This window comes from Pseudomonas sp. SG20056, assembly GCF_031764535.1.
In the GTDB taxonomy this organism is placed as follows: domain Bacteria; phylum Pseudomonadota; class Gammaproteobacteria; order Pseudomonadales; family Pseudomonadaceae; genus Aquipseudomonas.
The window spans coordinates 2932479-2945841 of the sequence record NZ_CP134499.1; the positions used below are offsets into that span (position 1 = coordinate 2932479).

The window sequence follows — 13363 nt, forward strand, 5'->3', positions numbered from 1 at the left end:
GCTGGATGGCTGAAAACACCTTAGTCGCTCGTATCCGGTGTCACAAGATGAACCGGCAGCCAGAGCGAATTCACTCAGGCCTCGAATTCCGCCTGCAAGGCCGCTCGCACGCAGTGCAGGATGCCCAGCTCAACACGCCCGGCAAACTGCTCGCTGATCGCCGCCACCGGCGGCAGCTCACCTTCGCCATCTAGGAAGGCATCCTGAATCTCACCCAGCAATGCATCGGGCACATCCAGCGCCTGCTCCAGGGACAACTGCTGACGACCAATGGCTTCGGCCAGCAGGCCGTAGACATTCTTTTCACTGCAACTGAGCTGGCTGGCGATCTGTGCGGGGGTCATACCGGCACGGGCCAGGCTGACCAGTTCATGGCGTAAATCGACCACTGCACGCGGCGCTTCATCATCCGCACCGAGCACGCCCAGGAAGGCCTCGCCATAACGCTCCAGCTTGCGCGCACCAACGCCACTGACCCGCGCCATCTCGGCCAGGGTGCTGGGCTTGCTGCGTAGCATTTCTAACAAGGTGGCATCCGGGAAGATCACATACGGCGGCACGCCATGTTCTTCTGCCAGCCTGCGGCGCAAGGCGCGCAGCGCTTCCCACTGGCCACGCTCTTCGCCACGCACCAGCTGGCTGGCGGCACTGCTGGAGGCCTTGGCGCTCTGTTGCGGTTTCAGATCGCGGCGAAGCTGCAGACTGACCTCGCCCTTGAGCAAAGGCCGGCAACTGTCAGAAAGGCGCAACCCACCAAAGCCTTCGAGATCGACATCAGCCAGCCCCCGCGCCACCAGTTGGCGGAACAGCGAACGCCATTCGCCCTCGGCCAGTGCCTTGCCGATACCGAACACCGCCAGATGCTGATGCCCTACACCGCGAATCTTCTCGTTGTCACGGCCGAGCAGCACGTCAACCAGATGGCCCACGCCATAACGCTGGCCAGTGCGGTAAATCGCCGACAGTGCCTGGCGCGCCGGCTCGGTGGCATCCCAGGTCTGCACACCATCTGTGCAGTTGTCGCAATGGCCGCAGGGCTGCGGCATGTCTTCGTCGAAGTAGGCCAGCAACGCCTGGCGTCGGCAGCGGGTTTCCTCGCACAGGGCGAGCATGGCATCGAGCTTGTGCTGCTCGACGCGCTTGTGCCGCTCATCACCCTCGGAGTTGTTAAGCATCTGCTTGAGGAAAATCACGTCCTGCAGGCCGTAAGCCATCCAGGCATCTGCGGGCAGGCCATCACGGCCAGCGCGACCGGTTTCCTGATAATAGGCTTCTAGGGATTTCGGCAGATCGAGGTGAGCAACAAAGCGCACGTTGGGTTTGTCGATACCCATACCGAAGGCGATGGTCGCCACCATGATCAGCCCTTCCTCGTTGAGAAAGCGCTTCTGGTGATAAGCACGCAGCTCGTTGGCCAAACCAGCGTGATACGGCAAGGCGGGAAAGCCTTGCTCGGACAGGAAAGCCGCCACCTCCTCGACCTTTTTGCGCGACAGACAGTAGACGATGCCGGCATCGCCCTTGCGCGCCGCAAGGAAATTCAGCAACTGCTTGCGCGGCTGCTCCTTGGGCACGATGCGGTAGAAGATGTTCGGCCGATCAAAGCTCGACAGGAAACGTTCGGCATTCTGCAGATGCAGGCGCTGGACGATTTCCTCACGGGTGCGCATGTCTGCCGTGGCAGTCAGGGCGATGCGCGGCACATTGGGGAACAACTCGGCCAACTGCCCCAGCTGCAGATACTCAGGGCGGAAATCATGCCCCCACTGCGACACGCAATGCGCCTCGTCGATGGCGAACAGGGCAATTTCTAAGTTTTGCAGAAAGCTCAGCATGCGCGGCTGCACCAGCCGCTCGGGGGCCAGGTAGAGCATCTTGATTTCGCCACGCCTGATTCGCTCGGCGATCTCGCGTTGCTCATCGGCGCTCAAGGTGGAGTTCAGCGCCACCGCCGCCACACCCAGCTCATCGAGGGTGGCGACCTGATCGTCCATCAGCGCGATCAGCGGCGACACCACCACGGCCAAGCCATCACGCAGCAGGGCCGGCACCTGGAAGCACAGCGACTTGCCACCACCCGTAGGCATCAATACCAGGGCATCACCGCCACTGGCCACGCGCTCGATAATTGCACCCTGACGACCACGAAAGCTGTCGTAGCCGAATACGTCTTTGAGGATGCGCTGCGCGTGCTCGAGCATGAAAGGTCTCCGAAACAAGCCGCGTATTATACGCAAGTGCCGCTTGGGCACGCGTAGGCATGCTGGAGTTTGATCCGAATTTCACCCGCCATGGCCTGCGGCTATGGCCGCTGTGGCTGCGGTCGACTAGAATCGACCCTCGTTTACTCCTTCAAGGTAGCCCCCCGATGTCCTTCGCCGAGCAACTCTCCCGCCTGCAAGCCTTCCTCGATGCCGATGAGCTGCATGAAGAGGCACTGGACTACATCGCCGCCCACGGCTACCTGACCGCTCTATCAATCTGCCCGCAGCCGGTTCCGGAGCGTGAGTGGATTGACGCGCTGTTCTCCGAGCCGCCGCACTATCGCAGTGATGCCGAGCGTGAAGAGATCGAAGCGACCCTGATCCAGCTGCAAAGTCATATCGCCCGCCAATTGGCCAGCGATGATGATCCGGAAGTGCCGTGCGAGCTCGACCTGGGCGAAGAACCAGACGATTCTGACCTGCGCGGCTGGTGCATCGGCTTTATGGAAGGGGTGTTCCTGCGTGAAGCCGTGTGGTTCGACGATGCTGAAGATGAAGTCAGCGAACTGCTGCTGCCGATCATGGTCGGTTCCGGCCTGTTCGATGAACAGCCTGAGTTTGCTGAAATCGCCCGTGACCGCGACCTGGTTGACAGCATGGTCGAGCAGATCCCTGAGCTGCTGACCGCACTGTTCCTGCTGTGCAATGCGCCGGAAGAAAAGCCGGCCCTTCTGAAGCCTCGCCACCACTAAGCACGCGCCATGGCGCGTGAGATTCAGGAGCAGCGCAACCCTGCCCTGCGCTATGTTCTGCTGGCCATCGGCTGGCTGAGCGTGGCGCTGGGAGTGGTTGGTATTTTCCTCCCAGTCCTGCCTACCACGCCTTTTCTGCTGCTGGCGGCCGCCTGCTTCATGCGCAGCTCGAAGCGCTTCTACCTGTGGCTGGTCAATCACCGCCAGCTTGGCCCGTGGATCGTCGATTACCTCGAAGGCCAGGGCATTCCGCTCAAGGGCAAGGTCTACGCCATCAGCCTGATGTGGCTGAGCATCGGCCTGTCGTGCTACCTGGTGCCACTGTTCTGGGCCAGGGCTTTTATGCTGACCAGCGCGGTACTGGTCAGCCTGTATATCCTCAGCCAGAAAACTCGACATAAAGCCTAAGCACCGCGCCAGCCGACATTCGGTATATTCAGCGCGGCAAAAATCAGCAGCAACACCTAGACTTTCCCAATCTTCGGTCGAGGCGCGGTACATGCCACCCCGTCAGCTCACTCATGGATGGTTCAAGCGCCTCAACCGAGCGTTGCTGGGCGGCTGCATCCTGCTGATCGGTCTGGCCAGCGCCCTGGCCAACTGGGACTTCGGCGTGATCCTGAAAAATGCCGAAAGCCGCTACGGCAACCTTGGCGCCGCCAAGCAGCGCATCCAGGCCTGGGAAGCACAAATCAAGGCCAGTGGCAGCAGTAGCGAAAGAGACAAACTCACCGAGGTTAATCGCTTCTTCAACCGGCAGATCCGCTTCACCGATGATATCCGCCTGTGGAAACAGAACGATTACTGGGCCACGCCCATCGAGATGCTGGTCAAGGGCTCAGGCGACTGTGAAGACTATTCCATCGCCAAATACTTCACCCTGCGCCGCCTCGGCATTCCCAGCGACAAGCTGCGCATCACTTACGTCAAGGCGCTCAATTACAACCAGGCGCACATGGTGCTGACCTATTACGCCAGCCCCGGTGCCGAGCCATTGGTGCTGGACAACCTGATCAATGAAATCAAACCCGCCTCGCAGCGCAAAGACCTGCTGCCGGTCTATGCATTCAACGCCGAAGGGCTCTATCTCGCAGGCTCCAATAGCAAAAAGAGCGACTCCAAGAAGCTCTCGCGCTGGCAGGACATCTTGAAAAAAATGCGCACGGAGGGCTTCGCCATCGGCGAAGGCTAGGAGGAACCTATGTCTCTACTCAAGCAGCTATTTCTCGCCATCTGCCTGTTCCTGGTCGTGGCCTTTACTGGGAGTTTTATCGCCGGAGTGGAAAGCTCCCGCGAGCAACTGCTCAGCCAGCTGCGCTCCCACGCTCAGGACGCCGCAACCGCATTGGGCCTGTCGATGACGCCACACGTGGATGACCCGGCAATGATCGAACTAATGGTCAGCTCGATCTTCGACAGCGGTTATTTCACCAGCATCCGTGTGGTACGCATCCCCAATAACGAAGTGATAGTCGAACGACGCAGCGACGATGCCAGTGCCGAAACCGTCCCGGTCTGGTTCAGCGATCTGGTCGACCTGCAGCCCCAGGGCGGCGATGCGCTGATCATGCGCGGCTGGGAACAGGCCGCGCGCGTGGAGGTACTCAGCCACCCGCAATTTGCCCTGGCCAAACTCTGGGACAGCGCCATTGGCAGCCTGATCTGGCTACTGCTCTGCGGCCTGGTCAGCGCCATACTCGGCGGCTGGCTGCTGCGTACCCAACTGCGCCCGCTGGATAACATGGTGCAACAGGCCCAGGCCATCACTCGCCGCGAATTCCTCACTCTGCCCAAGGTGCCGCGTACCCCGGAACTTAAACGCGTCGTCACCGCCATGAACCAGATGGTGGAAAAGCTGAAAACCCTGTTCGCCGAAGAAGCCGCGCGCAGCGAGAAACTGCGTGAAGAGGCCTATCAGGACAGCATCACCGGCCTGGCCAACCGTCGTTTGTTCGATATCCGCCTGGCCCATCAACTGGTGGTCAGTGAACAGAATGCCGAAGGCTATCTGTTGCTGCTGCGGGTCAACGACCTCGGCGGGCTTAACCAGCGCCTCGGCGGCCAGCAGACCGACGCCCTGATTGCCGCCATTGGCGAGCTGCTCAAACGCCTGCTCAACCAGACCAACCGCTCGGACTGGCTGGCCTCACGCAGCCGCGGCGGCGAATTCAGCCTGCTGGCCCCCGGAATCGGCAGTGAGGAAGCCGATTTGCTCGCCGGCGAGCTGCACACTGGCCTGGAAAGCCTCCGCCAGACAGGCGCCAGCGACTGCACACCGGTGGCCCATATGGGCATTGCCGCCTTCCGGCCAGGCGAGGAACCCGGCCAGGTCATCGGCCGCGCCGATCAGGCCCTGGCGCAAGCGCAGAACGATCCGAGTCGCGACTGGGTACGTCTGGATGATTACAACGCACAAGCGACTCAGGGCTTGCATGAATGGCGCACCTGGATCGATGACGCGCTGAACAAGCGCAAGCTGCAGTTGTATTTCCAACCCGTCACGCAGTGTGCTGACCGCAACCGGCTGCTGCACCACAAGGTGCTGGCCCGCCTGCTTGACCCGCAAGGTGAAGCGATTGCCGCCGGACGCTTCCTACCCTGGATTGAGCGCCTGGGCTGGACCGCACGCTTTGACCTGGCCATGCTCGAGCACAGCCTGGCGCACCTCAGTCAGCATGCGGCACCACTGGCCCTCAGCCTGTCGGCCGCGACTCTGCGCGATAGCGAAACCCTGAAACGCATGTTCGACATCCTCCGCCAGCACCCACAACAGGCCAGTCTGCTGACTCTGGAGGTGGACGAACGCCATCTGCCGCCGGCCGCTGAGCTGGAAGCGCTTAGTCAGGGCGTCCGTGACACCGGCTTCAGTCTGGGTCTGCAGCACTTCGGCGGGCGGTTCAGCCTGATCGGCAACCTGACCCACCTGGGTCTCGCCTACCTGAAACTCGACGGCACCTATATCCGCGCCATCGACCAGGAAAGCGACAAGCGCATGTTTATCGAGGCGGTATTCCGCGCCACCAACAGCATCGACCTGCCATTGATTGCCGAGATGGTAGAGACCGAGGGCGAGCTGGCAGTGCTCAAGGAGCTGGGGTTGTACGGCGCCATGGGCCGCCTACTGGGCGCGCCGGAACCGTGGAAAGACTGATTAGATAACGCAAACGGGGTAGTCCGATTACGGCCTACCCCCGATCAAGTACAACGCTTAGAGCCCGGCAAACAACGGCTCAACTGGCAAACAGATAACCTTCCACATCCATGCCTGCATCACGCATCTGTGCCAGTTTGTAGCGCAAGGTTCGTGGACTGATGCCCAGGCGCTCGGCGGCTTCCTTGCGCCGGCCACGCTCGGCACGCAGGGTATCGATGATCATCTGAAACTCATGCCGACGCAGATCATCGCCCAAGGCGCCAGCTTCAGCCGGCGAGGCGTCCTGCTGCGCAGGTGCGCTATTGACCACCACCGACAACTGCGGTTGCGCGGACGGCGTAACGGCCGAACCAATAGGTGCCAGCAGGCAAAGATCCTGCGGCTGAATCAGACCACCCTGCTGCAAAATCAGCGCACGTTGAATCGCGTTATCCAGCTCACGCACATTACCCGGCCAGCTATGACTCATCAGGCTCATCTGCGCCTGCGGGGAAAGCCGAATCGGCGCGTGGTTCATTTTCTTCACGTACTTAGCCAGTAAGCGCTCGGCCAGCGGCACAATGTCCGCCGGGCGCTCACGCAATGGCTGCCAGGCCAGCGGAAATACCGACAAGCGATAGTAGAGATCTTCACGGAAACGCCCCGCCGCCACTTCTGCGGCCAGATCGCGGTTACTGGTGGCCAGCACGCGGATATCCAAGGTAATCGGCTTACGCGCACCCACCCGCTCTACCTCGCGCTCTTGCAGCACGCGCAGCAGCTTGGCCTGCAGACCCAGTGGCATCTCGGAAATTTCGTCGAGCAGAATGGTGCCGCCCTCGGCCAGTTCGAACTTGCCCGGAGCACTGGCAATGGCCCCGGTAAATGCGCCCTTCTCATGGCCGAACAGCGTGGCTTCGAGCATGTTGTCCGGAATCGCCGCGCAGTTGATCGCAATGAAGGGTTTGCTGCCACGTGGCGACTGCTGATGGATAAAGCGCGCCAGCACCTCTTTACCGGTACCGGACTCTCCGGTGATCAATACCGTTGAATCGCTCTGCGCCACCCGCGTGGCCAGAGCCAGCAGTTGCACGCTGGCCGGTTCTTCGGCAACGGGACCATCCTGCTCGCTGACAGAAACCCGGCCCAGCGCATGCCGATCAACCAGTGTCAGCAAAGCTTTCGGCTCGAATGGTTTGACCAGGTAATCTGCCGCGCCTTGGCGCATGGCATCCACTGCCCGCTCCACCGCGCCGAAAGCCGTCATCAGCAGCACCGGCAGTTGGGGCTGACGCTGACGAATCTGCTCGAGCAACTGGTGACCATCCATGCCGGGCATATTAACGTCACTGACCACCAGGCCAAACGGCTCTTCGGCAATCGCCAGCAGCGCCGCTTCGGCGCAATCCACTGCTCGGTAATCATGCCCACCCAACGCCAGGGTATCGGCCAGTGCCTCGCGCAATGCACGGTCATCTTCGACCAATAGAATTTTGCTCGCCATGGATGGTTACTCCTGAATCAAGGGGTGCGTAGCACCAAGCAGCGGCAAGGTGAGAATGGCGCAGGTGCCACGTCCCAGCCGCGAACGCAGCTGCACATCGCCCTGATGGGCGCGCGCCACTGCCTTGACCACCGCCAGGCCAAGCCCGGTGCCAGTGGTTTTGGTGGTAAAGAAGGGTTCGCCAAGCCGCGCCAGCGTCGCGCTGTCGATGCCTGGACCGTTATCGCTGATGCACAGGCGCAGCGTTTCGCCGCGCTGATAGAGATGAATCTTCAACCGCGCTTCACGGCCGCCGGCCTGAATCGCGTTCTCGATAAGATTGAGCACCGTGCCAACCAGAGTGTCGCGGTTGCACAGCAACTCGCCTGCGCGGCTGTCGCACTGCCAGCGCACCTGCATATCCAGCACATGGGGTTCGGCGGCACTGCGCAGCGCCGCGAACAGCGCCTTGGGCGCCAGGCGATCCGGCAGCGGCAGCTCACCCCGGGCGAAGATCAGCATGTCGCGCACCTGATGCTCCAGCTCATGCAGGCGCTCTTTCAGGCGACCGGCAAAGCGCTGCTGCTGCTCAACCGGCAGCACCTGTTCAGTCAGATGACTGGCGTAGAGCAATGCAGCCGAGAGCGGCGTACGAATCTGGTGGGCCAGAGAAGCGACCATACGACCGAGGGCAGACAAACGCTCGTGGCGAGACAGTTGATCCTGCAAGCGTCGGGTTTCTGTCAGATCAGTCAGCAGCACCAGCTGGCCAGGTTCGGCGTGCAGTGAACGGGTGGCAATCGACAAGCGCCGGCCATCCTTCAGGGATATTTCGTGACCATCATCCTCGCGCGGGGCGAAGTTGCGCGCGATGACCTGGCGCCAAAGCATGCCCACCAACGGCTGGCCCAGCAGGTTACGCGCCACGGGATTGGCCTCGCGCACCACGCCCTGACCATCGATCACGATCACCCCACCGGGCAGCAGATCCAGCAAACTCTGCAGGCGATGAGCCAGGCGCTCTTTCTCGGCCAGCTCCTGCATCCGCTGGGCACTGACCAGCGCCAATTGGCCCTTGAGCTCAGTTACCCGTGCCTCCAGCATGCTGTAGCTGGTACTGAGCTGGGTCGACATCTGGTTGAACAAGGCAAAAGCCTGTTCGAGCCCGGCACGGCTGGCCTGCTCCACGGGAGCGGGCACTTCGGATTCTTCAGGGCGTTGGGCGTTAGCGTTCATGGTTCTCTCTCGCGCAGCGAGCCGTCATAAGACAGTCAGTTGCAAGAGAGATAGCAATACCCGTGCCTGAAAAAATATCCTTTTAAATCAAAGCTATAAAAAACAAAGCCGAAGGTTACGTCAAACCTTCGGCTTTATTGGAGGGGCAAGCGCCAAGTCACTGACGATTGCCCGACACAGAAAGATCAGTCGTCCAACCCCTCATCATCACGCCGGCTCATGCCGTACTTGCGCATTTTCTCAACCAGGGTGGTGCGCCGAATACGTAAACGCTCGGCAGCACGCGCCACCACACCACTGGCATCGTCAAGCGCCTGTTGAATCAAGCCCTGCTCAAGGTTGCCCAGGTAATCCTTCAGATCCAGGCCTTCCGGCGGCAGCATGGCCATCGAATCTACACCTGGCAGGCCGGCCAGGATGGTGGCGCGCTCATCCAGCTCATCGCGCAGGCTAGCCACCATGTTCTCGTCCTCATCGTCGACATGGCGGAATTTCTTCGGCAGCTCGCCCACGCCAATAACGCCATAGGGATGCATGATCGCCATGCGTTCGACCAGGTTGGCCAGCTCGCGCACGTTACCCGCCCAATCGTGCCGACATAGCGACATGATCGCCGCCGAGTTGAAGCGGATGGAACCGCGCTTCTCGAACTCCATGCGCGAGATCAGCTCGTTCATCAACAGCGGGATGTCCTCGATGCGCTCACGCAACGGTGCCATCTCGATCGGGAAAACGTTGAGGCGGTAATACAGATCCTCACGGAAGCTGCCGTCCTCGATCATTTTCTCGAGGTTCTTGTGGGTAGCTGCAATGATCCGCACATCGGCGCTCTGGGTCTTGTTGCTGCCCACCCGCTCAAACGTGCGCTCCTGCAGTACGCGCAGCAGCTTCACCTGCATTGGCAGCGGCATGTCGCCGATCTCATCAAGGAACAGAGTGCCGCCATTGGCCAGTTCAAAACGTCCAGCCCGGCTAGTAATCGCACCGGTAAATGCACCCTTCTCGTGGCCGAACAGTTCGCTCTCAAGTAACTCGGCAGGAATCGCACCGCAGTTGACCGGTACAAAAGGCGCCTCACGGCGTTTGGAGTGGTAATGCAGATTACGCGCGACCACTTCTTTGCCAGTGCCCGACTCGCCAAGGATCAGCACGCTGGCTTCGGTATCAGCCACCTGCTGCATCATCTGCCGCACCTGCTGAATAGCCCGACTGGTGCCCACCAGGCTGCGGAACAGATTGGTTTCACGCTGCCGGCCACGCTCACGAGCCTGGTCGTACATCTCGCGGTAAACCTGCGCACGGTGCAGCGAGTCGAGCAACTTGTTGTAGCTCATCGGCATTTCCAGCGTCGCCAGCACACAGCGGCGCTGTTCTTCCGGCCACTCGGCCGCGACCTGATCATTGATCAACAGCGTCGGCAGAAACTCATCCCAGGCAGCCAGCTGTTTAAGCATTTCCAGCACGCCACCTTTGGCTTTCACCTCACCAAGCAAGACGCTGAGCACTTCACGGCTGGACGCCAACTCTGCGACGCATTGACGCCAATTCTGGCTATCGCAGGCCAGATGATCTTCACCGAGAAAATTCAAGATTACCGTCAGGTCACGACGGCGCTCGCTGTTATCGTCAATCAGGAGGATTTTGGTTTCACGCCACATAATTTATTTACTGATCCTGGAGTGAAAAACGCGCCCGCCGCCCAAACACTACTCGATCCAGCGCCGGCAATTGGCCACTAGTTAAGTCAATTTTTTGTTAATAGTCAATTTTATGGCGTGCTTTTTATTATGCCTGCCAAGCAGACTAAGCAGCTGTTTCACATAGAAGGGAAAAGATCGTGGCAGAGCACAGGCAAATACTAGAAGGTCGACACTGGATAGCATCGACCGAAAACAGCTAATCAACCGAACAGCTGATAAACCTTGGCGCCTTGTTGTGACTGATTGAGCTGAACGAGCTCATGAGCCAAACGCTGCTGTTCGGCTTGGCAAACGTTAACCAGCTCGCGATAAAGATCCAGCAACTCCTGCATACGCGCACGCAGGGTTTCTTCATCACTGGCAGACTCGACCATGGCCTCGTCAACAGCCTGGCGGCACTGCAGATCCAGCTCGCCAATCGCAGCCCAATCTTGACTGGCCAAGGCAGTGCGCAACGCGCTGCCAGTTTCTTCTAGACGCTGCACGGATGAACTCATAAACAATTCCTCAGGCGGGAAACAGCATCACTTAGCGATGGCATCCCAGCCAGCTTTTACATTACGCAGCAGGCCTGCAACTTCATCCAACGGTGCTATTTCATTCTGCACATTGGCATCAACCAAGCGTGTTGCCATGTATTCGTAGAGGCTATCCAGATTCGCTGCGACCTCACCACCTTGTTCCAGGTTGAGGCCTTCGCGCAAACCACCAATAATCCCGATAGCTTTACTGATAAACTCGCCCTTGAGGGCAACTTGATTACGCTCCATGGCGCCACGAGCTTGAGCCAATCGAGTGAGCCCACCCTCCATCAGCATCTGGATCAATCGATGCGGGCTGGCTTCAATAGCCTGAGCCTGGGTGTTGACGGTTTGATACTGCTTGAGGGCCGCCATCGCGTTCATCGTTGTTCTCGCTGTTCTGTTTGCTGGATACCTTGGGTATCGGCGCTACAGAGCAAAGCTTTAGCAACGAAATCAGTTTCCTACGGCCGGCTCAACTTCTGGACCGATGGCATCCCAGGCACTTTTTATCTGCTCGAGCAGCGCCTGAATTTCTTCCAGAGTACGTGGTGTACTGTCGAGCGCGACACCGGCCAAACGACGCGTCATATAGTCGTAAAGCGAATCCAGATTCTCGGCAATTTCACCGCCCAACTTCTTATCCAGGCTGGCCTGCAATACGCCGAGAATGGTGATGGTACTGCCAACAGCCATGCCTCGAATCTCGGCATCCCCCTCAACCTGGGCATGTTTGGCCAGCATCACCCGTTGCAACGCACCTTCAAGCAACAGCTGCACTGTGCGATAAGGTGAAACATCGTGACTGGTATTAACCTGCTTGTAGGTGTCGATCGGCTTCTTGCTCATTACGAATCCTTTTTCACAAAGCCTGGCAAGCTGGCAAGCTGGTTAGCAAGACTTTCACTGGTTTGTTTCAAGCGACCGACCAAGGAGTCCATAGCGTTGTACTGGGCGTAAAGACGTGTCTGCAGACTCTCGACTCGAACAGCCAATGCTTTGCGCTGCTCATCAACGCCGACCTTAGTGGCCTGCAACGCATCAGTACGCTGCTTAAGCACACCAGTGTCTCCTACATATGCGCCAACTGATTTGGAAAGACGCCCCATCAGGCCATTGTCACCTGCAAGATAACCGGCCACTTGATCGAAATTGCTATCCAGCTGCTTGGTTAACGTCGTGTCATCAATCTTGAGCTGTCCGGTTTTCCAATCGGAGGTAATGCCCAAACCTGCAAGCGCTTTAACACCGCCTTCGCCGGTGATATTGACCATTTCATTACGCAAACTGGACAGCACGTTGCGTATCGAGGAGTCACCGAGCAAAGGGCCTGTTACCGGCTTGCCCCCGTCGACAGGAACAACAGCAGTCAGTTGAGAGGTCGTGCTGATCAACGCGTTGTATGCATCAACAAATTTCTGCAGGTTGCTCTTCACACTGCCCTTGTCGACCCCCACAGTGACACTGATGGTTTTACCGTCAGCCAAATCGGTAGAGCTCTGCGCCGCGACGAGATCAAGTGTTACGCCCTCAAGAGCGTCCTCAATACGGTTGGTGTCGCGGACCAACTCCAGACCATCAATTGAAATCTTGGCCGACTGGGCCTTGGTGATCACACCACCAGCACCCGTAGTGGAATCAGGCTTAACGAAGGCATCGGCATTGCCGGGGTCGACCGTTGGAGCAAACTCCTGAGAGGTCAACGCGTTGGCTCCAGTAGTGACATTGTCTTCGCTGGCTACGACCTGAATATCATTGCCCGCACCGCTCTTGGTGGAGCTCAACACCAATCGCGAACCTGAATCATCCGTGATGATAGTGGCACTCACACCACTACTTTTACCCGTTTCATTGATAGCATCACGCATACCGGCCAGGGTGTTATTGCCTGAGGTAATGTTGACAGCGAAGCTCGAGCTACCCGCAGAAATAGTCAGTGAACCGCTGTTGAATGTAGCGGTATTACCGCCCGTGACCGACTGCAACGCCACCTTGCTGCTGGTCGCCAACTGTTTGACCTGAACGTTGTAACTGCCTGCTGGGGCTGTGGTTGCGGCAGTAACCTTGAGAGCGCTGGTGTTGGAAGAGCTCGCCGTTCGCGACTCGAACAAGGAGGTTTTATTCAACGAGTCGACGGCGGTTTTAAAGGTATTCAGCGCGCTGGTCAGCGAGCCCATGGCCGAGATGCGCGCAACAGTGGTCTTCTCGAGATTGTCCAGCTGATTGGTCTTGGGCGCCCTTTCGGCATTGACCAACGCTGTGACGATTTCGTCGATTTTGATTCCTGAGCCAATGCCCGTAATCCCGACCATGCTTCACCTCGCCAAAATAATG

General features: G+C 59.0%; 12 protein-coding genes. 4 read left to right on the forward strand and 8 right to left on the reverse strand.

The features are described 5' to 3' along the window. Positions 1–74: 74 nt before the first annotated feature. Positions 75–2201: a DNA helicase RecQ gene (recQ, locus tag RHP75_RS14010; protein WP_311088719.1), complete on the reverse strand. Its 2127-nt coding sequence runs from the start codon at positions 2199–2201 to the stop codon at positions 75–77. Positions 2202–2368: 167 nt separating this feature from the next. Between recQ and RHP75_RS14015 the strand changes: the two genes are divergently transcribed. The 4 genes from RHP75_RS14015 to lapD all read left to right on the forward strand — a co-directional run bounded on the left by RHP75_RS14015 (position 2369) and on the right by lapD (position 6107). Continuing rightward, positions 2369–2956 carry a YecA family protein gene (locus tag RHP75_RS14015; RefSeq protein ID WP_311088720.1) on the forward strand — a complete coding sequence of 196 codons (588 nt, stop codon included), beginning with the start codon at positions 2369–2371 and terminating at the stop codon, positions 2954–2956. 9 nt (positions 2957–2965) lie between these two features. After that, positions 2966–3364: a YbaN family protein gene (locus RHP75_RS14020; protein WP_311088722.1), complete on the forward strand. Its 399-nt coding sequence runs from the start codon at positions 2966–2968 to the stop codon at positions 3362–3364. Positions 3365–3455: 91 nt separating this feature from the next. After that, positions 3456–4148: a cysteine protease LapG gene (lapG, locus tag RHP75_RS14025; RefSeq protein ID WP_311088723.1), complete on the forward strand. Its 693-nt coding sequence runs from the start codon at positions 3456–3458 to the stop codon at positions 4146–4148. Between the two features lie 9 nt (positions 4149–4157). Then, positions 4158–6107 carry a cyclic di-GMP receptor LapD gene (lapD, locus tag RHP75_RS14030; RefSeq protein ID WP_311088724.1) on the forward strand — a complete coding sequence of 650 codons (1950 nt, stop codon included), beginning with the start codon at positions 4158–4160 and terminating at the stop codon, positions 6105–6107. 79 nt (positions 6108–6186) lie between these two features. Here lapD and RHP75_RS14035 read toward each other — a convergent pair whose 3' ends face one another. The 7 genes from RHP75_RS14035 to fliD all read right to left on the reverse strand — a co-directional run bounded on the left by RHP75_RS14035 (position 6187) and on the right by fliD (position 13341). Then, on the reverse strand, positions 6187–7593 hold the full coding sequence (locus RHP75_RS14035; protein WP_311088725.1) for a sigma-54 dependent transcriptional regulator: 1407 nt from the start codon (positions 7591–7593) through the stop codon (positions 6187–6189). Between the two features lie 6 nt (positions 7594–7599). Then, positions 7600–8808, reverse strand: a complete 1209-nt coding sequence (locus tag RHP75_RS14040; protein WP_311088727.1) for an ATP-binding protein — start codon at positions 8806–8808, stop codon at positions 7600–7602. A gap of 185 nt (positions 8809–8993) precedes the next feature. Continuing rightward, a complete protein-coding gene (locus RHP75_RS14045; protein ID WP_311088728.1) occupies positions 8994–10466 on the reverse strand; it encodes a sigma-54 dependent transcriptional regulator in 1473 nt (490 codons plus the stop codon). Positions 10467–10708: 242 nt separating this feature from the next. After that, the gene (locus tag RHP75_RS14050; RefSeq protein WP_090387538.1) at positions 10709–11005 is read right to left on the reverse strand and encodes a flagellar protein FliT; all 297 of its coding nucleotides are present in this window, start codon (positions 11003–11005) and stop codon (positions 10709–10711) included. Positions 11006–11032: 27 nt separating this feature from the next. Beyond that, entirely contained in the window at positions 11033–11413 is a 381-nt protein-coding gene (gene fliS / locus RHP75_RS14055; protein WP_311088730.1) for a flagellar export chaperone FliS, read from the reverse strand. Positions 11414–11485: 72 nt separating this feature from the next. Next, positions 11486–11878 (reverse strand): flagellar export chaperone FliS, encoded by a 393-nt coding sequence (gene fliS, locus RHP75_RS14060; RefSeq protein WP_311088731.1) that lies wholly within the window; start codon positions 11876–11878, stop codon positions 11486–11488. Next, positions 11878–13341, reverse strand: a complete 1464-nt coding sequence (gene fliD / locus RHP75_RS14065; RefSeq protein WP_311088732.1) for a flagellar filament capping protein FliD — start codon at positions 13339–13341, stop codon at positions 11878–11880. The genes fliS (RHP75_RS14060) and fliD overlap by 1 nt, the downstream gene beginning before the upstream one ends. Between the last annotated feature and the right edge of the window lie 22 nt (positions 13342–13363).

Bases quoted from the DNA above. Each gene is read 5' to 3' on its own strand.
- RHP75_RS14040 (WP_311088727.1), bottom strand. From the start codon at position 8,808: ATGAACGCTAACGCCCAACGCCCTGAAGAATCCGAAGTGCCCGCTCCC.
- fliS (WP_311088731.1), bottom strand. From the start codon at position 11,878: ATGAGCAAGAAGCCGATCGACACCTACAAGCAGGTTAATACCAGTCAC.
- RHP75_RS14015 (WP_311088720.1), top strand. From the start codon at position 2,369: ATGTCCTTCGCCGAGCAACTCTCCCGCCTGCAAGCCTTCCTCGATGCC.
- fliS (WP_311088730.1), bottom strand. From the start codon at position 11,413: ATGAACGCGATGGCGGCCCTCAAGCAGTATCAAACCGTCAACACCCAG.
- RHP75_RS14050 (WP_090387538.1), bottom strand. From the start codon at position 11,005: ATGAGTTCATCCGTGCAGCGTCTAGAAGAAACTGGCAGCGCGTTGCGC.
- RHP75_RS14020 (WP_311088722.1), top strand. From the start codon at position 2,966: ATGGCGCGTGAGATTCAGGAGCAGCGCAACCCTGCCCTGCGCTATGTT.
- recQ (WP_311088719.1), bottom strand. From the start codon at position 2,201: ATGCTCGAGCACGCGCAGCGCATCCTCAAAGACGTATTCGGCTACGAC.
- fliD (WP_311088732.1), bottom strand. From the start codon at position 13,341: ATGGTCGGGATTACGGGCATTGGCTCAGGAATCAAAATCGACGAAATC.
- RHP75_RS14035 (WP_311088725.1), bottom strand. From the start codon at position 7,593: ATGGCGAGCAAAATTCTATTGGTCGAAGATGACCGTGCATTGCGCGAG.
- lapG (WP_311088723.1), top strand. From the start codon at position 3,456: ATGCCACCCCGTCAGCTCACTCATGGATGGTTCAAGCGCCTCAACCGA.
- lapD (WP_311088724.1), top strand. From the start codon at position 4,158: ATGTCTCTACTCAAGCAGCTATTTCTCGCCATCTGCCTGTTCCTGGTC.
- RHP75_RS14045 (WP_311088728.1), bottom strand. From the start codon at position 10,466: ATGTGGCGTGAAACCAAAATCCTCCTGATTGACGATAACAGCGAGCGC.